The sequence below is a fragment of the Epibacterium sp. ABV4_022 genome (genome assembly GCF_056159345.1).
Genome location: NZ_JBSWVA010000001.1, coordinates 2820195 through 2838152 on the forward strand (window position 1 = coordinate 2820195; position 17958 = coordinate 2838152).

The window sequence follows — 17958 nt, forward strand, 5'->3', positions numbered from 1 at the left end:
GCTCTCTTGCGGGCCGCGCATAAAAAAAACTCCCGTTCGGCCAAGCGAAAGGGAGTCCCGTCGTCCTGACCTCTTTAGCGGCTTTTTAACGTGGCCCGCAATCCGGTAAACAAATCGCCACGATGCAACGGCGCGCAGATCCCGCGCAACGTTGCGGCATGTGGTACTCCCGAGCGTCCCTGACGTCAAGTCCAGCCTTTTTGCAAACGGTCACGGCAATCCTCTTTGCACCGTCGGCCTATTCCAAGACAAGACGCACTGCCTGCATGGGCTGAATGTTTCAACCAGCTGCCCCAAAGCGTCCGCCCAACGCCAAGCTCCCCGGCAGGCGCTCGCCCAGATCGACCGGGTCCGCCGCGACGTGGTATGTGACCTCTGGGCCGCAGCTCATAGCCGTCACCTCATCGTTACCCAGCCGTCACCTTCCCGTCACCGCAAGCCGCTACCGGATAGGAAAAATCATGGCTTTGGGGGCCTGTGATGGCAGTGATCCGTATTAATGCAGTGGGTGAGACGCCGGTGCTTCATGCCCGGCTCAGGTCGTTTGACGATGGTATCGCGCGATTGGCAGATGTGCCGGGGCCGGTGGTGATCATGGTGCATGGTTATAAATACCAGCCAGGCAATCCGAACCACTGCCCGCATCGCCACATCCTGTCGCTTGATCCACAGCATATGCCCTGGCGTGCGCCCTCCTGGCCACGTCAGCTCGGCTTTGGCCTTGGCCGCAGGGACGAGGGGCTCGCGGTGGCGTTCGGCTGGGACGCCCGGGGCACGCTGGCCTCGGCGCAGGCACGCGCCTTGTCGGCAGGACGGGCCTTGGCACAGGTGGTGCGCAACCTGCACGCGCAAGCCCCGGCCCGAGACATCCATATCATCGGGCATTCTCTGGGGTCCGAGGTGGCACTGGAAGCCCTTCATTGGCTGCCCGCCGGTGCCGTGGGACGGGTGATCTCCTTGACCGGCGCCAGCTATCAGAGCCGAGCGGCCACGGCGCTGGCGACACCGGCCGGTCGCCGGGCAGAGTTTTTCAACGTCACCAGCCGCGAAAACGATGCGTTTGATTTTATGTTCGAGACCCTGACCCGGTCGCCCGAACGCGGCGATCGCGCCATTGGTCAGGGGTTTGAGGCGACAAATGCGGTGACCCTGCAGCTTGATTGCCTCGACACGCTGGAGCATCTGGCACAGATGGGCCATTCCATCGGCCTGCCGGAGCGGCGAGTGTGCCACTGGTCGTCCTACATGCGTCCCGGCGCGCTGCGTCTGTACAAGCGCCTCTTGCGCCAGCCGGAGCGCACGCCCCTGCCCTTGATGCAGCAAGTGCTGCCAGAGGTGCCCGCACGGCGGTGGTCACGTCTGCTGACCCTGCGACCGCAGCCAAGCCCGATGCCGATCTGGCAGCGGATCTGATCCTTCCCGGGATGGCTCCTGTTCCTGCAAAGCGGGTGTCCTCCCGCCCCTTTTCGCGACAGCCAAAGGCTGCACCAAAAGCGTTGGGCCGGGCGTGAGCCGCGCCTGAAAGGCGCGGCTCACGCCCCCCCGGCGATGCGCAAAGCGCAGCGCAAACCCTCAAACCGGGTCGCGTTTCTGCTGAAATCAAGCCCGGCGTCCGCGCTTACTCAGCCTCACTTTCCTCTTCGATACCGTAAGTCTGAAACAGCTTCGCCTGCGTCATGAAGAACAGGAACATGGCCGCCGTGAGGCCAAAGGTCTTGAAATAAACCCAGGTCTCGGTGCTCATCATCCGCCAGATGACCTCGTTGGCCACCGCGAGCCCAAAGAAGAACGCACACAGGCGGCGGGTGAGGATCATCCATCCTTCGTCCTGAAGCGGCATCATTTCCTCCATGACCACCCGCAGGTAGCTCTGCCCCCGCAACAGCCCCACGCCCAGCATGCCGCCAAACAGCAGGTAGATCATCGTCGGCTTCATCTTGAAGAACCGCTCGTCGTTGAACCAGACCGACAGCCCGCCAAACACCACGATCAGCACCAACGTCATCACCTGCATCTTCGACAGCTTGCCGGTCAGCTTCCACAGGATCAGTGTCGACAGCACCATCAGCGGCACAAAACCGGCGGTGACGACGATGAACCCCTCATAAGAGGTGCCGCCAATCTCAAACACCTGATCCTTGAGCCGCAGATAGGCGACAAAGAACAGCACCACCGGGCCGAACTCCAGCAGGTTCTTCACCAAGGGGCTGATCTTGCGCGCCTCACCGGTGGATGCATCGCTTGTCTGTTCGCTCATAGATGGCCTCTCATGTCCCAGTTCATTCCTGTCAGATGGCACCCTCAGCCCCCCATTTCAACAATCACCGCACCGGCCGCAATCAGCGCCATCAGCGCGATGCGGCGGGGGCCGACGGTTTCCTTCAGCACCAGCCAGCCGATGATTGCGGCAAAGACCGTCGATGTCTCGCGCAGGACCGCTGCCTCGCCCACCTTGTCAAGCCGTGTGGCCAGCATCACCGACCCGAAGGAGGCAAAGGCCACCAGCCCGCCGAAGAACCCGCGCACCATCAAAGGGCCCACCGTGGGCCGCTCCGCGCCCATCCGATGCCAGCGCCAATAGGCATAGATCGGCATGGTGATCCCATCGATCATGAAGAACCACGCCAGAAAGGTGAAGGGATCGGCGGTCGCCCGAATACCATAGGCGTCGTAGGTCGTGTAAAGCGCCACAAACAGCCCTGTCGCCACCGCAAGCAGCAGCGCAATCCCAAGGGTTTCGCGCGCCGTCACAAGAAAGATGAAGTTATAAACCGCAAGGCCAAAGATCCCCGCGAGCAGCACGCCCACACCAAGCCACTGCACCAGCGTGAAGGTCTCGCCAAACAGCCAATAGGCCCCAATCACCGCAAACAGCGGCCCGGTGCCACGGACCACCGGGTAGACCACCGTGTAGGCGCCTTTGGTATAGGCCATCGCCTGCAACACTTTATAGATCACGTGGATCACCCAAACGCCGAGGAAAATCAGCCACATATGCGGCTCCGGCCAGGGCACCACAAACAATGCAAACGGTGCGGCCATCACCGCATAAGAGGCATCAATCGCCCCGCGCGACAGCCATGGATCATGCCGCCCCTTTTGCAGCGCGCCAAAGACCGCATGCAAAAAGGCCGCCGACACCGCCAGGATCAGTGCCGCCTGATGGCCTGCCTCGGTGCCTTCCAGGGAAATCAGCCAGTCGCTCAGCATATGCGGTCCTTTTCAATACAAGGTCTCAAATGAGGGAATGAAGAAAATCGGGAACCCTGCCGCACGGCGCACGTTGACTGCCCATCACAGACAATCGGGGCAGCATGTTCGACACCGCCATCCAGCAGATCACCAGTGAATTCACCAGCACCTTTTCCGTGGTGCCCGCGCCGGTGGCGCTGGCCCGGCTGCTCGCGGCCAGTGCATTGGCGGCGCTGGTGGGGTTGGAGCGAGAGATGCTCGACAAACCCGCAGGGCTCAGAACCCATATTCTGGTCGCCGTCGCGGCCTGCCTCTTTGTGGTGCTCGGGCGCGAGATTGCCGCGCTGGATTTTGGCGCGGAGGCCCAGCGCAACGATCCCCTGCGCATGATCGAGGCGGTGACTGCCGGGGTGGCCTTTCTTGCAGCGGGTCTGATCTTCACCGCCGGGGACCGGGTGCGCAATGTCACAACCGGGGCCTCGCTCTGGCTTGCAGGCGCGATTGGCTTGGGCTGCGGCGCGGGTCAGATGCCGCTGGCGGCGATGGCCACCGCAATTGTCCTGACGGTGCTGTTTGCGCTGCGCCATGTGGAGAGATGGATGACCCGGCATTGAGCTCCGATCCTCAGGTCCCGTTTTCAAGCCCCGTCTTCAAACCCGTCTTCAAACCCCGTCTTCGAGCCCGGTGAGCGCGGCGGCGAACTCCTCGGGATCAAAGGGCGAAAGATCGTCAATTTGCTCGCCCACGCCAATGGCATGGATTGGCAGACCGAATTTATCCGCAAGCGCCACCAGAACGCCGCCCTTGGCGGTGCCGTCGAGCTTGGTCATCACCAGCCCCGACACATCCGCAAGCTGGCGGAAGGTCTCCACCTGCGACAGCGCGTTTTGCCCGGTGGTGGCATCCAGCACCAAGAGGGTGTTGTGCGGGGCTTCGGGATCTTTTTTGCGAATGACACGCACGATCTTTGCCAGCTCTTCCATCAGGTCAGCGCGGTTTTGCAGACGTCCAGCGGTGTCGATCATCAAGAGATCCGCACCATCGGCCTCGGCCTTGGTCATCGCGTCAAAGGCAAGGCTCGCCGGATCTGACCCTTCGGGCGCGGTCAGCACCGGCACACCGGCGCGGTCGCCCCAGACTTGCAGCTGCTCGACGGCGGCAGCGCGGAAGGTATCGCCTGCCGCAATCACCACGGATTTCCCTGCCGCGCGGAACTGGCTGGCGAGCTTGCCGATGGTGGTGGTCTTACCAGAACCATTGACGCCGACCACCAGCACCACCTGCGGTTTGGACGGATATAGCGGCATCGGACGTGCCACAGGCTCCATCACGCGGGCGATTTCCTGCGCCAGAAGCTCTCGGATCTCACGACCCGACACCCGGCGGCCCATGCGGCCTTCGGCTATATTGGCGGTCACCCGCAGCGCTGTATCGACCCCCATATCGGAGGCAATCAGCATCTCCTCAAGGCTTTCCAGCATATCGTCATCCAGCACCCGACGCGGCTCGGACGCTTTGCCGCGCCCCATGAGCCGCCCCAATAGGCCGGGTCTGGATGCCTCCGCTTGCGGTGCAGGGGCGGGCGGAACGATGGGGGCAGGTGCAGCGGTGGACGCCCCTGCCGCCGGTGTGTCGGCGGGGGCTGCATCGGCCGGAGCTGGCGTCGTCTCTGCCGGAGGCTGCGTCTTTTCAACAGGCGCGGGGTCCGGTGTGGTCTCCGCTGCGGGGTCCGGGGTCACGGCCCCCTCTTCCACAATCGCATCCACCTCCTTGCCGAGGCGGGATGAGGATTTCAGCAACCGTTCCTTGAGCTTTGAAAAAAGCGCCATCTGGGTCTCCGCAGGGTCGTTTGACCTTCACCTAATGCGCTTTGACGCGGGATGCAAAGCGCAATGAGATGTTTCACAAGAGAAGTACCGCGAAAAACAGCGCCTGCGCTCCCCAGTAGAGCACCCAGACCGTTGGTGCGGTCAGGCGGCGTGCGCGGTGCGCGGGTGGCAGCACAAAGGTCTCCACCGCCAGAACCATATCGGACAGCATGAACATCACCGCCGCGCTCCAGATCAGCGGCTGGGGTAAGGTGAACCCCGCCAGCGCCATCGCAACGATCACTGGCACATACAGAAGCACCGCCACACGCATCTCGCCCGCATGACGCGCCAGCAGCCGCGCCATCCCGAGGGCGATCAGAAACAGCAACAACACGGCCCAGAGCATGGGCGCGGTTGTCAGCCGCTCAGGGTCTGACCCCGGCAGCGACAAAAACAGCCAGACATAGGCCAGATGTCCCGCGGCGAAACTGGCAACACCTGCCAGAAACGCGCGCTCTCCCGGGCGCGACAGGGCCAGATCGCCCAAGGCACAGAGCCCCAGCGCCACGGCCAGCAGTGGCATCTTGAGGGCAGCCATCAGCGCCAAAATCAAAACCGCACCGGTTTTTAACACAGACCGCCCCCAGCTTTCTCGGGCATGTACCAGGCGGAGATACCCCAGAGCAAAGCCCCCTGCCCCGAAAAGCCCAAACATGTCTGCGGTCATATGTTGCCTCCCCTGCAATCTGACGGCAGGTTGCGCCGGGCGTTGTGGAAGGTCAAAACTGACCTTGCGCCACCTTGCCACGCAGTGCCCTCTTGGCCGGGCGCTGAAACTGCGCCATGGTGAGGACATGTTTGTTTCACCCTCACGGATCGCAGTTGCCCTCGCATTGGGCATGTCCCTCAGCTCTGGCACTCCGCTGAGCGCGGCCGATACCGCGCGTTTTGACAGCTACACACAGGGCCGCACCATTCATTTTGACTGGCAAGGTCAACCCTATGGGGCGGAGCGCTACCTGCCGGGGCAGCGCGTGATCTGGTCCTTTCTCGATGGGCGCTGCATCGAGGGCGAATGGTATATGCAGGCGGGCGATATCTGCTTTATCTATGAGGATCGCCCCGATGCGCAGTGCTGGAGCTATCAGATCGACGACACCGGCCTGAGCGTCACCATTGAACGCGACGCTGGTCCGGCGCTGACGCTCACCGAACAGAAACGCCCCCGTGACGAGATGGTCTGCCTCGGCCCGGAGGTCGGGGTTTGAGGCCCTGAGGGATGCGAGGCTCTGCCTCGCGCTCCGGGATATTTTGAGTAAGAAGAGATGGGACGTCAGAACAGCGAGCCCTGCTCTCCCGGTGTTTTGGGCGGCTTGGGCGCGGCTGGTTTGGGTGCGGTTTTCTTTGGTGCAGCTGCGCTGGCGCCGATCTCCACCGTGCCATCCGCAAATTCGATCGAGAGCGCAGCTGCTGTGCGCGCGTCGGCCGTATTGGTGACCAGCGCATCCCCATCCCGCACCACCGCATAGCCACGGCTGAGGGTGGCCTTGTAGCTCAGGATCTCCAATTGGCGTGCGGTGGCCGACAGGCGATCCGCGTGACGCTCGATCCGGCTGGTTTGCGCGGCGTTGAGGCGCTTGCTGATCCGGTCGAGCGCGTCGCGTTTACGCGCTGTGTCCTGCTGGATCGGGCGAAGCGTGAGGCGTGACGACAGGTTCTTCAGACGGTCCTTGCGTGCCTCAACAAGGCTGCGCAGAGTGGCAGGCCGCAGAGAGGCTGCGCGCTCGCTGAGCGTAAGTTTGCGCCGCTGCACGCCCGAAATCAGCGCATTGGGCAGACGGTCAGACACCCGGTCCAGCCGCTGGCGCGGGGTTTCCAGCAGCGTATCCGGGCGCGGCAATGCGCGGGCCACGTCGCCCAGCCGTTGGCGGCGCAGCTGCACCGCGCGGCTGGTGGCATTGGCCATACGCGCGCCCTGGTTTTCGACCCACCCCAAGAGCTCAAGCCGCACCGGAACCGCATGCTCCGCCGCCGCCGTCGGCGTCGGCGCACGCAGGTCAGAGACATAGTCAATCAGCGTCGTGTCTGTCTCGTGCCCGACGGCAGAGATCAGCGGGATCTGACTGGCGGCAACCGCACGGGCGACGATTTCCTCGTTAAAGCCCCACAGATCCTCGATCGAGCCACCCCCACGGGCCACAATAATCAGATCGGGCCGGGGCAAGGCACCGCCGGGGCTAAGGCTGTTGAAGCCGTCGATAGCGCGGGCCACCTCGGGCGCGCAATTGCTGCCCTGAACCGCCACGGGCCAGACCAGAACCTTGCGCGGAAACCGGTCCCGCAGCCGATGCAGAATATCGCGGATCACCGCCCCCGAAGGCGAGGTCACCACCCCGATGATCTGCGGCAGATACGGCAGCGGTTTTTTGCGCTCCGGTGCAAACAGCCCCTCGGCTGCCAGCTGCGCCTTGCGTTTTTCCAGGAGCGCCATCAGCGCGCCCTGCCCCGCGACTGCGACCTCGTCGACGTTCATATTGTATTTGGATTGCCCGCCAAAGGCCGTCAGACGCCCGGTGACAACCACCTCCAGCCCCTCTTCGGGCACCACGGAAAGGCCCGAAATCTGACCTTTCCACGTGGTGCAGGCCAGCACCGAGCGGTCATCCTTGATGTCGTAGTAAAGATGCCCGGAGCGTGCCTTGAACACCCGCCCAACCTCGCCGCGCACCCGGATGCGGCCAAAGCTGCCTTCCAGCGTGCGTTTGATCTCGCCGGAGATCTCGGAGACAGAAAACTCTGGCGCGTTCTGGCCCGGAGAGGGATCATCAAGGAGGTCGGACATAGGAATTTCAGGCTCCGGTTTGATCTGTGATTGGATCTGGCTGCTCTGACACCTGCCACCGGAGGGAAACCCCGGCAAGGGCGTTCTTGTTTATACGTCGCACACAGCATAGAACGCGCATCAACCAAGGCCAAGCAGATCGGAGAATGGCTCATGAATATCCTCATCCTCGGCAGCGGCGGGCGGGAACATGCACTTGCCTGGGCGGTGATGCAGAACCCGAAATGCGACCGGCTTATCGTGGCGCCGGGCAATGCGGGCATCGCCAAGATCGCGGACTGCGCCAGCCTCAACGCCGAGGATGGCGGCGCGGTTGTGACCTTTGCCGAGGAAAACGCCATTGATTTCGTGATCGTAGGACCAGAGGCCCCGCTGGCTGCTGGTGTGGCGGACCGCCTGCGCGATGCAGGTATTCTGGTCTTTGGCCCCTCTGAGGCCGCCGCCCGGCTGGAGGCCTCCAAGAGCTTTACCAAGGAGATCTGCGACGCAGCCAATGCCCCCACTGCGGGGTATGGCCATTTCACCGATGCCGAGGCCGCCAAGGCGCATGTCCGTGCAAATGGCGCGCCCATTGTGGTCAAGGCCGATGGTCTGGCCGCTGGCAAGGGCGTGATCGTGGCGATGGACGAGCAGACCGCGCTCGATGCCATCGACGATATGTTCGGCGGTGCCTTTGGTGGGGCGGGCGCAGAGGTCGTCATCGAGGAATTCATGGAAGGCGAAGAGGCATCGCTCTTTGTGCTCTGTGATGGCGAGGAGATCCTGTCCATCGGCACCGCACAGGACCACAAGCGCGTGGGCGAAGGCGACACTGGCCTCAATACCGGCGGCATGGGGGCCTATTCACCCGCCCCAATCCTGAGCGCCGAGGTTGAGGCGCGCGCGATGGAAGAGATCGTCAAACCCACCATGCGGGTGATGGCCGAGCGCGGCATGCCCTATCAGGGCGTGCTTTATGCCGGTCTGATGATCAAGGACGGTCAGCCGCGTCTGGTGGAGTATAACGTCCGCTTTGGTGATCCCGAATGCCAGGTGCTGATGATGCGCCTTGGCGCGCAGGCGCTGGACCTGATGCAGGCCGCCGCCGAGGGCCGCCTTGCGGACGCTCGCGTCAACTGGGCGGATGACCACGCGATCACCGTGGTGATGGCCGCCAATGGCTACCCCGGCGACTACCAGAAGGGCAGCGAGATCAAAGGCCTCGCCGCTCTGCCCGAGGACAGCATAAACATGGTGTTTCACGCAGGCACCAAGGCCGAGGGCGACAAGATCCTCGCCAATGGTGGTCGGGTACTCAATGTGACGGCACGCGGCGACAGCCTCACGGAGGCCCGCGACCGCGCCTATGCGATGGTGGATCAGATCGACTGGCCCGAAGGCTTTGTGCGGCGCGACATCGGCTGGCGCGCGCTCTGATCCGGCCATGACTGTCACGCCGGTTCAGATCCCCCCGGACAGCCCGCACATGCAGGAGGTTCTGGACCTGATCCGGCGCAGCTTTGCCTATATGGACGGGCGGATCGATCCGCCCTCCTCCATGCACCACCTCACGTTGGAAGCGCTTGCCGCACAAGCCAAGGCAGGCGAGGTCTGGGCAATTGGCACGCCCGTGATTGCCTCGGTGGTGCTGACACCGCGCGCCGATGTGCTGTATCTCGGCAAGCTCGCGGTATCCGAGGATCTGCGCGGTCAGGGGCTTGCACGCCATCTGATCGAACATGCCGTGAGGCGCGCGCGGGCCTTGGGCCTCAGTGCGGTGGACTTGCAGACGCGGGTCGAACTGGTCGAGAACCACGCAGCCTTTGCCCGACTGGGGTTCAGGCAGGTGGCGACCACTGCGCATGCCGGGTTTGATCGCCCCACCTCCCTGACGATGCGCCGCACGGTCTGAGCCACGCCGGGTCGCAGTCCGGACCTGATCCGGCGCGCGGCGACGCGTCCATCGGTGCGGGATCTGCTTTGCTGTCGACATCCCAAGGAGACCTGCCATGATCGTTCGTCACAAACCCGGCTTTCTGGAACTGCTGGTGGCCACACACGGGTCGGTGCTGCCGCGTATCCTGCCCCGCATCGCGGCGCTGACGGCCATGGCCGCGCTGCTGGTCTGGCTTGACGGCAGCCTGCTGGCCCTGCCCCACACCAATGCCGCGGTCTTTGGCGTGGCGCTGTCGCTGTTCCTCGGCTTTCGCAACAACGCCGCATAAGATCTCTGGCGGGAGTGGCGCTGGCTTTGGGGGCAACTTACGGCCAAGATGCGGGCGCACGGACGCGAGTTGGTGAAATTCCAACCCGACGGCTAACAGCGCCAGCCCCTGCGGCTGGCGTCTGACGGCGCTATGATCTTGCGGGCCGGTGATGCAGAAATCATCCTGCGACCAAACGGTGACATTGATTTGAACGGCGCCAAAATCACTCTAAACTGGGATACGATATGGTTGAATTGATAGCATTTTCTGTTGGAGTGTTGATGCTAGTTTCGTCTGCGCATGCAGATGAAAAGCAATCTGGATTTGATGGTGAGGCCTACCTGTGTGATAGCAGACAAACACATCTAGCGAGTTATCTCGATGTGATCGCATTCAATGAATTTATGAAGGATGTGCGCTTTAGCACTGTTGCCCCTGACGTGCGCAACTGTGCAAGCGGTCGCTGGCAGGCTCTGAACTTGATTTCCGAAGCCAGCGAACCCGAAGTTGGCTCCATGAGGACTGCATTTGTGTTTTCTTGGGTTAGTAGATCTCGTGAGATGCAAAGCTTTGAGGCACGATACGCCAACGATGCCGAGATGTTGCTGCAACTGGCTTTGGCCTGCGAAACTGCAGCTTCAGGGCGTGGCGTCTGCATGAGTGAAACTCTCGAAACTATGCCAGAAGCGTTTTTTGCGGATAGTCCGGTATTTTGCTCGCTTGTCGAAGAATCCGAACGAGTACCGGAAGCATTTGGTCCCGCCCCTGCAGTCGCTATAAGGCGTGAACTACCGTTTTTGTGCAGTTCGCTTTTAGGAGCGGAGGGTCAAAACCAAGACGCTTGGTGGCAGAGCGTAGACAGTTCCTTGTTCCCAGCAACGCTACAGGAGTGAGGGGAAGGCATGGGCATTGAAGATGGTCTAGCAGGCTGCTGATGAAGCTGCTGCACGGAACGGTTTCCCTCTATACGGGTGCTAGGTGGGTCCGGATCGTGCTGAGGCAACCCTGGCGGCGGCTTCGCTGATCAGGCAGCAATCAGTTTCGGCAGCCTCGCCAGATTGCAGACGGCCATTGTCAGCGTGAAGCGGGCGCGCACCCGCTCGATCTCGCGGTAGAGGGTCTGTGCCATGCCACCGACTGTGTTGGCCCAACCGAAAGGCTATTCGATCCTTTTCCTGCGGCGCTGTGAACGTATCGCCGCGACGCCCCTGCCGTTTGTCTACACGCTGCTGGTGTTCCGCACGACCTACCTCTATTGCCTGCTGTTCCCCTTTGCCCTGCTGGAGGGCGCGGGCTGGATGACGTCACTGTTCGTGGCCATCGTCGCCTATGTCTTCTTTGGCCTGGCCGAGGTAACGGAGGAATTTTCCAACCCCTTTGGCGAGACCGTGAACGGCCTGCCGCTGGATGGCATGTGCCGCACCATCGAGATCTCGCTGCTGACACAGTTGGGTGAGGAGGCTCCGGCGCCGCTGAAACCGGTCGGCTACTACCTGAGCTAGGGCAGCTGGCAGTCCAGCGCGGGACCAAGCCGGCTCCGCGCATCAAAGGGGCCGAGATCACGGCGGCTGATGCTGCCATCCGAGCTAAGGCGCGAGGCGATAATGCGCGACCAATCGGCATCGACGGTCACGATCTCCGCCCCCTGCCCGCAGTCGCGCAGGCCGGAGGTGATGACACCCTCACCGATCAGATGGTTCGTCAGGTCGGGCGCGGCGGCGACCTCCACCAGCTTGCCATAGTGAAAGCGCCAGATGCGCAGGGTCTTGGCCAGATGGGGCCGGTCGATATAGGCCACCTCGATATGGCCGTCGCCATCCAGATCCGCTGCACCGACAGGCGCCAGCCAGCGGTTTGTCTGGCCGATATGGGGCGTGGCGGCGATCTTGTCGCCCGTGCTGTTGTAGACCGCCAACTGCGCGCCCTGCGCCACATCCGTCTCGACCACCACAACCTCGGGCAACCCGTCGCCGGTGATGTCCCAGAGGCGCGGTGCAAGATCCTCAAAGACATGATCCACCGGCAGGTCGACCTCAAAGACATTTCGCCGCAGCACAGCCGAGGTTCGCAATGAGCTGCCACCCGCATTCTGTTCCACATGAATGCGCAGCTGGCTGTATTCGACGTCATCTCCCAGAACCGCGTGGCCATAGCGGGTCGTGGGCGCATCAAACTCCGCCCCCGTGGCCCGCCAGGCTTCCTGCGCGTTCAGCAGGGTCGCCGTCCCCGCCACCCCCAGGCACAACGCCTGCGCGGCGCGGCGGATGACCGGGGGCCTGATGCGTGTCAGAAGACGCCGCGCCCGGCCCGCCGCGCGCATCAGATCTGCTTTTCGGGCATATGCACAACCAGACCATCCAGCGCGTCCGACACCTTGAGCTGGCACGTCAGGCGCGAGCGGGCCGGATCTGGCTCAAAGGCGAAATCCAGCATGTCCTCTTCCATGTCGTCCTTCGCGGGCAGTTTCTCCACCCAATCCGGTGCGATATAGACGTGACAGGTGGAACAGGCACAGGCACCACCGCAATCCGCCTCGATCCCCGGAATGTTGTTGTCCCGCGCACCTTCCATCACGGTCAGCCCGTTGGCGACGTCGACCACATGTTCGGTCCCGTTGTGCTCGATGTAGGTGATTTTTGCCATGATCCGTCTTCCCTTTTTCGGTACTCGCCCCCGTGTGTAGCGAGCGCGCCTGCACCGTTCCAGCCCCATTTGCGACATCCCTCGCGTCGCTTGCCTTTTCACGACACATGTTCCCGATTTACCCCGCACAGCGCCGGAAGAGCGGGACCGGCATCGACCGAGGCCGGCCTCACGATCCGCTTTTGGCACGCGCGGCGGGCCCGAACAGTCCCGCCCCGGGTCCGCAAACTCCGATCTTCCTTCGGCAGAACAGTGCTATAGCCGGGATACGGCCTTTTCCCGCGCCCGGGTTTTAGGCTAGCATCTGGGATGCCACCGGGGGCAACCGCGGATCCCGGCTGCTGCCCACTTCAAGGACCCCGTCAAAGCGTATGCCCGCCCCTTTGCCTCCGCCCGCTGCCCACAGCATCACGCTGCAAGCGCCCCCTTGCAGGGCAACCATACCGGACCGGTCTCGCCCGGCCTGCGGCGCGCGTGGCATGGCGGTGCTCCTCCTTCTGACATTGAACGCCTGTGTCGCCGCTGCCCCCTTCGAAGGTGTCGGTCGCTCCGCGCCCCCGGGCGCCCCCGCTGGCACCTGCTGGGACAGCGTGATCATTCCGGCGCGAATCGAAACCGTGACCGAGCAGGTCCTGGTCTCGCCCGAAGTGACATCCCCTGACGGCACCGTACTTGCCCCGGCCACCTTCTCCAGTCACAGCCGCCAGCAGATCACCCGGCCGCGCGAGGAAACCTATTTCGAGACCCCCTGCCCCGAGGTGATGACCCCGGAATATATTGCATCGCTGCAACGGGCACTGGCCGCGCGCGACCTCTACAGCGGCCTGATCACCGCCACGCTCAACGCCGACACCCGCGCCGCCATCCGCAGTTATCAGGCGGGGTTTGGCATCGACAGCGCCACCTTGTCGCTGCGGGCGGCCCGTAGCCTTGGCCTCAGCGCCGTCGATCTGCCCGGGTGATCATAGGACCAGCGCCACGGCCCAGGTGCGACCGCAAACATTCCACATCCCACGTGCAAGCTTGCACCAGAGCCTTCGGCCCCCTAGAACACAAAAACGGAGAGATCCTCCCCCTGCACTGACAGCCCGCCCGGAGAGCGCCCCATGGCCATTGCCCCCCTGCCCGCATCCAGCTTCCTGTTCGGAGCCTCGGATCGGCTGCGGGCCATGCTCGACAGCCAGGCCACCGATGTGCACCTCAAAACCGGCGACGTGCTGTTCGAACGGGGCGATGAGGGCGATGCGCTCTATGCGATCATTTCTGGCGCGTTGGAGATCTCGACCCTCTCCGCGTCCGGACGCAAACTCTCGCTCGATATGATGCGCCCCGGTGCGATCTTTGGCGAGATTGCCATGTTCGACCCCGGCGAGCGCACAGCCACTGCCACCGCTGCCGAACCCAGCCACCTGCGCCGCCTGCGGCACCGCGATGTGCTTGCACAGCTGACAAAGCACCCGGAGCTTGCAGGCGATATGCTGAAACTGGCCGGGCAACGCATGCGCTGGATGAACACGCAGCTCAACGAACAAGTGTTCCTGCCGATGCCGGTGCGGCTGGCGCGCAAGCTCCTCTATCTCACGCCCGCAGATGGCAACGGCCACCTGAGCCTGTCGCAGTCGGAACTGGCGGAATTTGTTGGCGCCACCCGCGAAGCGGTGTCCAAGACCCTGTCAAACTGGCGCAAGGCGGGACTGATCGAAATCAGCCGCGGCGGGTTGCAACTGAAAGACCGCGGCGGCCTCGCGGTTCTTGCCGATCCCGAGGGGATCTGAGGGCGCCTCACCCCGCTTACCAGATCGCCGGATCATCGAGCGCCGCGACACAGGTGCACCGCCCCTTGAGTGGCAGCAACGCAGGCTCTTGGAGCGGCTGACCGATCCATCCGATCGGTTGGCTCAGCGGCAAGGGGGCGGCGGCGGTGTCCTCGTCCAGGGGCTCAAACCCAACCTTGCCGTAAAAGGCTGGATCACCATAGGTGATGGCGACATCAACACCTTCCTTGGAAAGTGCGCTCAAGGCCTCTTTCAACAAGGCCTGCCCCACCCCTTGTTTCTGTCGCTCGGTCGCGACAGCCATAGGGGACAGAATGAACACCGATCGCGCATCTTCTGAATACGTCAGCCGAGAAAAGACCGCTGCCGCGATGAGAGCCTCCCCTTCGGCCTGCGTAAAAACAAAAAGATCCTCACGCGGAGTGGTCTTTAGCAACCGCTCCACCAGCGCAGCAATCAAGCGCCCCTCGTCGGCGCCTTCCGAAGCTGCAAATGTCTGCGCAAAGAGCGTTTTAATCTGCTCTTCTCGACCGTCGATCTGTGCTGAGAACTCCACTCCATCCTCCAAACCTTTGCTTGCGCATACCGTGAACCGTTCGTCCGTCCCCGCTCATCTGTCAAGCCTCTCGCCCCCTTTCCGAAGCGCAGCTGACCACAGAAGACTTGGCGCACCGACGGTTCAGACGCCAGGCGTCATGTGAGGCAGCCTTGCGAAAGTATGCAGAAAAAAACTGAGCGTTCAGCCACAAAGATCCCCCGAATGTGACCTGTTTCACAGTCCGCCCACGCCGCCTCTGTCATAAGGGCCTCAAGGCGGTCATTCTCCTATCCATCCCAATGATCGTCCGTCCCATCTTGAGCCATGTGTCCGCCCGACACATGGCTCTTTTGGTTTCAATAACGCCCACCTACCAAACAAAACGGCCGACCCGATGGGGCCGGCCGCTGAGGAAGTACCTGCCTGCCCCGCCAGGGGGCTGTGGCCTGTTACTCGTCGAGGTTCAGTGCCACGAAACGTGGCTCTCCGGCGCGACGCACCATTAGGAAGATGGACTTGCGCCCCGCATCCTCGGCCGCCTCGATTTGCGCTTCAAGATCCGAGATGGAGGCCACCTTGTTCTGACCTGCTTCGGTGATCACATCACCGGCGCGCAGGCCTTTTTCCCATGCGCCCGAGGTCTCATCCACCGACAGGATCACCAGACCGGTGGTGCCGGCATCCAGGTTCAGCTCCTCGCGCATGTCGTCGCGCACGACGCCGACCGTCAGACCGAGCAGCTCTTTTTCACCCTCATCCGGGACAGCTTCGCCAGAGCCGGTGGTGGCATTGTTGCCCACCGCATCTTCGCGCCGGCCAAGAGTCACGCGCAGGGTCTCGGTCTTGCCGTCGCGGAACACCACGACGCGCACGGTCTTGCCGACCTCGGTATCGCCCACACGGCGCACCAGGTCGCGGGTGTCTTCCACCTCGAAACCGTCGAAGCTGGTGATGACATCCCGCGCCAGAAGACCTGCGTCCTTGGCGGGGCCGTCGGGCACATCGGTGATCAGAACGCCGTTGTCGTTTTCAAGGCCGATCGCCTCGGCGAGGTCATCGGTCACGTCCTGAATGCGCACACCAAGCCAGCCACGACGGGTTTCGCCGAATTCCTTCAACTGGCTGACCACTTTGGTCACCACATTGGACGCCATGGAGAACCCGATCCCGATCGAGCCCCCGTTCGGCGACAGGATCGCGGTGTTCACGCCGACCACTTCGCCATCCATATTGAACAGCGGACCACCGGAGTTGCCGCGGTTGATGGCGGCGTCGGTCTGGATGTAGTCGTCATAGGACCCGGACAGCGCCCGGTTGCGCGCCGAGACGATCCCGGCCGAGAGCGAGAAGCCCTGCCCCAGCGGGTTGCCCATCGCAACCACCCAGTCGCCGACGCGGGCGGTGTCGCTGTTGCCGAATTTGACAAACTTCAGCGGCATCGGTGCATCCACTTTCAACAGCGCGATGTCGGTGTTGGGGTCGGTGCCAACAACGGTCGCCGGCAGCAGGTCTGCGGGCTGTCCGTCACCGGGGAAGAACTCGATCTCGATCTCGTCGGCACCTTCGATCACGTGGTTGTTGGTGACGATATAGCCATCCTCGGAGATCACAAAACCGGACCCCAGCGCCGAAGAGCGGCGCGGACGGTTGCCGCCACCATTGCGGTCCTGGAATTCGCGGAAGAAATCCTCAAACGGGGAGCCCTCGGGCACGATGCCCTGCGGGCCGGTGCGCCCTTCGACCACGGTCGAGGTGGTGATGTTCACGACAGCCGGGCTGACTTTCTCTGCCAGCGGTGCGAGGCTCTCGGGACGGGCAGCTGCCGAGAGCGACTGCATGACCAGAAGCGCGGTCCCGAGGACCGCGATCCAGAACAGGCGCCAGCCGCTCTGCATCCCGTCATGGGCGCGCGCGCGGCTCAGGGCCTTGGGTGAGGTGATTGGATGCACGGACATACTCCTTCGAATTGGCCTGTCAACTCTGTCTCCGCCCGCCCCCGCACATAAGGGGAAAGGGCGCACCCGTGCCTCAGGCGCAGCACCAGGCAAGGGCAAAGTGCTGCGCGTTGGGGTGGGAAATTCATGCTCCCAATGTAGCCACTCCGCGCGCAGTCGCAATGGGGCGCACAGTCACCTCAATTCGACGTGAAGGGTGGTGAAGGTTTCGCGACCGCGGCCAGAGCGCAACAGGTGGACGGAGGGTGATCCGGTCCTGCCGCCGGGCACTGATTATTCCGGGGGAGACCCGCAACAGAAGTCCCGCATCAGCAAGGTGAAGAACAAGGGAACCTTTTTGCCTTGCCTTTCTTGGGCGTCGGAGGTGCGGATTTTTCGAGACATTCGCGCACTTATCGTCGGGCTTTTGTCTGAGATGTAGCATCGGCTCGACCGTTCAGCCGGGAAGCCCGTCGACACTGTCTATGGAGGCCAGGTCGTTGTCCCAGCTCGCGCGACTGGAACAACAGATATGCGCGTTCGGTCGCATGTCGTACTGGCTGTCAAGTGATCCAGCCGGCACCACAAGCAAACCAATCTCCGGCTGGGGAACTGGCAGCGCGGAACCGCAATGGGAGCAAAAGCTCTTCACATGGCGTGACCCGGACAGCTGGAACGTCTTGACGTGTTCTTCGCCTGAAACCCAGGTGATTTTGGCAGTGGACGAAAACAGATTTGCCGAATGGGCTGAACCGCTGTCCTTACGGCAGCGGGCGCAGTGACACAGGAAAAAGCTCTCGAACTCTCCCGATATGCGAAATTTTACTGCGCCACAGAGGCATTGTCCGGTGGTCAGGTTATTGTCCATTCGCACTCCTTTCGACAAGCAAACCTCGTGCAGCCAGTCGAACGCATTTCTATTTCCGCTTGTATCCACGTGTTGGATCAAGGTCAAAATGGGCTCAAAGCCGACTATGACGGCAAAACGTCGTTTCTCTGATCGTGATCACATGGGGAAATGGGCCACGACCCTGATC

General features: G+C 62.7%; 20 protein-coding genes, 1 pseudogene and 1 riboswitch. Of the genes and pseudogenes, 10 read left to right on the top strand and 11 right to left on the bottom strand.

Annotated elements, in window-relative coordinates; translation table 11 throughout:
• Window positions 1-53: 53 nt before the first annotated feature.
• Window positions 54-131, bottom strand: a riboswitch (SAM riboswitch).
• 349 nt (window positions 132-480) lie between these two features.
• Window positions 481-1413, top strand: a complete 933-nt coding sequence (locus tag ACXAF5_RS13350) for an alpha/beta hydrolase (protein WP_474946952.1) — start codon at window positions 481-483, stop codon at window positions 1411-1413.
• 205 nt (window positions 1414-1618) lie between these two features.
• On the opposite strand, the gene ACXAF5_RS13355 is transcribed toward ACXAF5_RS13350, so the two are convergent.
• Window positions 1619-2257: an inner membrane-spanning protein YciB gene (locus tag ACXAF5_RS13355; protein ID WP_239361637.1), complete on the bottom strand. Its 639-nt coding sequence runs from the start codon at window positions 2255-2257 to the stop codon at window positions 1619-1621.
• Between the two features lie 44 nt (window positions 2258-2301).
• On the bottom strand, window positions 2302-3207 hold the full coding sequence (locus tag ACXAF5_RS13360) for a DMT family transporter (RefSeq protein WP_239362528.1): 906 nt from the start codon (window positions 3205-3207) through the stop codon (window positions 2302-2304).
• Between the two features lie 107 nt (window positions 3208-3314).
• Between ACXAF5_RS13360 and ACXAF5_RS13365 the strand changes: the two genes are divergently transcribed.
• A complete protein-coding gene (locus tag ACXAF5_RS13365) occupies window positions 3315-3806 on the top strand; it encodes an MgtC/SapB family protein (protein ID WP_239361638.1) in 492 nt (163 codons plus the stop codon).
• Between the two features lie 48 nt (window positions 3807-3854).
• Here ACXAF5_RS13365 and ftsY read toward each other — a convergent pair whose 3' ends face one another.
• A complete protein-coding gene (ftsY, locus tag ACXAF5_RS13370) occupies window positions 3855-5021 on the bottom strand; it encodes a signal recognition particle-docking protein FtsY (protein WP_474946953.1) in 1167 nt (388 codons plus the stop codon).
• A gap of 73 nt (window positions 5022-5094) precedes the next feature.
• Entirely contained in the window at window positions 5095-5730 is a 636-nt protein-coding gene (locus ACXAF5_RS13375; protein ID WP_474946954.1) for a lysoplasmalogenase family protein, read from the bottom strand.
• 127 nt (window positions 5731-5857) lie between these two features.
• Here ACXAF5_RS13375 and ACXAF5_RS13380 point away from each other — a divergent pair, with 127 nt between their 5' ends.
• The gene (locus ACXAF5_RS13380; protein ID WP_474946955.1) at window positions 5858-6271 is read left to right on the top strand and encodes a hypothetical protein; all 414 of its coding nucleotides are present in this window, start codon (window positions 5858-5860) and stop codon (window positions 6269-6271) included.
• A gap of 65 nt (window positions 6272-6336) precedes the next feature.
• Here ACXAF5_RS13380 and xseA read toward each other — a convergent pair whose 3' ends face one another.
• Complete coding sequence (gene xseA, locus ACXAF5_RS13385) at window positions 6337-7845, bottom strand: exodeoxyribonuclease VII large subunit (RefSeq protein WP_474946956.1); 1509 nt, start codon at window positions 7843-7845, stop codon at window positions 6337-6339.
• A 153-nt stretch (window positions 7846-7998) separates the two neighbouring features.
• On the opposite strand from xseA, the gene purD reads away from it, so the two are divergent.
• From purD to ACXAF5_RS13405, 4 genes are all read left to right on the top strand, one after another.
• Window positions 7999-9261: a phosphoribosylamine--glycine ligase gene (gene purD, locus ACXAF5_RS13390; protein ID WP_474946957.1), complete on the top strand. Its 1263-nt coding sequence runs from the start codon at window positions 7999-8001 to the stop codon at window positions 9259-9261.
• 7 nt (window positions 9262-9268) lie between these two features.
• Window positions 9269-9736 carry a GNAT family N-acetyltransferase gene (locus ACXAF5_RS13395; RefSeq protein ID WP_474946958.1) on the top strand — a complete coding sequence of 156 codons (468 nt, stop codon included), beginning with the start codon at window positions 9269-9271 and terminating at the stop codon, window positions 9734-9736.
• 97 nt (window positions 9737-9833) lie between these two features.
• Window positions 9834-10049 (top strand): hypothetical protein, encoded by a 216-nt coding sequence (locus ACXAF5_RS13400; RefSeq protein WP_474946959.1) that lies wholly within the window; start codon window positions 9834-9836, stop codon window positions 10047-10049.
• A gap of 227 nt (window positions 10050-10276) precedes the next feature.
• Window positions 10277-10924, top strand: coding sequence for a hypothetical protein (locus tag ACXAF5_RS13405; RefSeq protein ID WP_474946960.1), 648 nt, complete (start codon window positions 10277-10279; stop codon window positions 10922-10924).
• Window positions 10925-11055: 131 nt separating this feature from the next.
• Here the strand turns inward: ACXAF5_RS13405 and ACXAF5_RS13410 are convergent.
• Window positions 11056-11223: pseudogene (locus tag ACXAF5_RS13410) on the bottom strand (transposase); the annotation flags it as partial.
• 40 nt (window positions 11224-11263) lie between these two features.
• Here ACXAF5_RS13410 and ACXAF5_RS13415 point away from each other — a divergent pair.
• Complete coding sequence (locus tag ACXAF5_RS13415) at window positions 11264-11533, top strand: hypothetical protein (protein ID WP_474947836.1); 270 nt, start codon at window positions 11264-11266, stop codon at window positions 11531-11533.
• Here ACXAF5_RS13415 and ACXAF5_RS13420 read toward each other — a convergent pair.
• Window positions 11530-12351 (bottom strand): FG-GAP repeat domain-containing protein, encoded by an 822-nt coding sequence (locus ACXAF5_RS13420; protein ID WP_474946961.1) that lies wholly within the window; start codon window positions 12349-12351, stop codon window positions 11530-11532. The genes ACXAF5_RS13415 and ACXAF5_RS13420 overlap by 4 nt on opposite strands.
• Window positions 12351-12674, bottom strand: coding sequence for a 2Fe-2S iron-sulfur cluster-binding protein (locus ACXAF5_RS13425; protein WP_239320859.1), 324 nt, complete (start codon window positions 12672-12674; stop codon window positions 12351-12353). The genes ACXAF5_RS13420 and ACXAF5_RS13425 overlap by 1 nt, the downstream gene beginning before the upstream one ends.
• A 479-nt stretch (window positions 12675-13153) precedes the next feature.
• Here ACXAF5_RS13425 and ACXAF5_RS13430 point away from each other — a divergent pair, with 479 nt between their 5' ends.
• Window positions 13154-13636 carry a peptidoglycan-binding domain-containing protein gene (locus tag ACXAF5_RS13430; RefSeq protein ID WP_474946962.1) on the top strand — a complete coding sequence of 161 codons (483 nt, stop codon included), beginning with the start codon at window positions 13154-13156 and terminating at the stop codon, window positions 13634-13636.
• A 144-nt stretch (window positions 13637-13780) separates the two neighbouring features.
• Window positions 13781-14449: a Crp/Fnr family transcriptional regulator gene (locus tag ACXAF5_RS13435; protein ID WP_239361655.1), complete on the top strand. Its 669-nt coding sequence runs from the start codon at window positions 13781-13783 to the stop codon at window positions 14447-14449.
• Between the two features lie 16 nt (window positions 14450-14465).
• Here ACXAF5_RS13435 and ACXAF5_RS13440 read toward each other — a convergent pair whose 3' ends face one another.
• From ACXAF5_RS13440 to ACXAF5_RS13450, 3 genes are all read right to left on the bottom strand, one after another.
• Window positions 14466-15005: a GNAT family N-acetyltransferase gene (locus ACXAF5_RS13440; protein WP_474946963.1), complete on the bottom strand. Its 540-nt coding sequence runs from the start codon at window positions 15003-15005 to the stop codon at window positions 14466-14468.
• 431 nt (window positions 15006-15436) lie between these two features.
• A complete protein-coding gene (locus tag ACXAF5_RS13445; protein WP_474946964.1) occupies window positions 15437-16942 on the bottom strand; it encodes a Do family serine endopeptidase in 1506 nt (501 codons plus the stop codon).
• A 436-nt stretch (window positions 16943-17378) separates the two neighbouring features.
• Entirely contained in the window at window positions 17379-17789 is a 411-nt protein-coding gene (locus ACXAF5_RS13450; RefSeq protein WP_474946965.1) for a GFA family protein, read from the bottom strand.
• Between the last annotated feature and the right edge of the window lie 169 nt (window positions 17790-17958).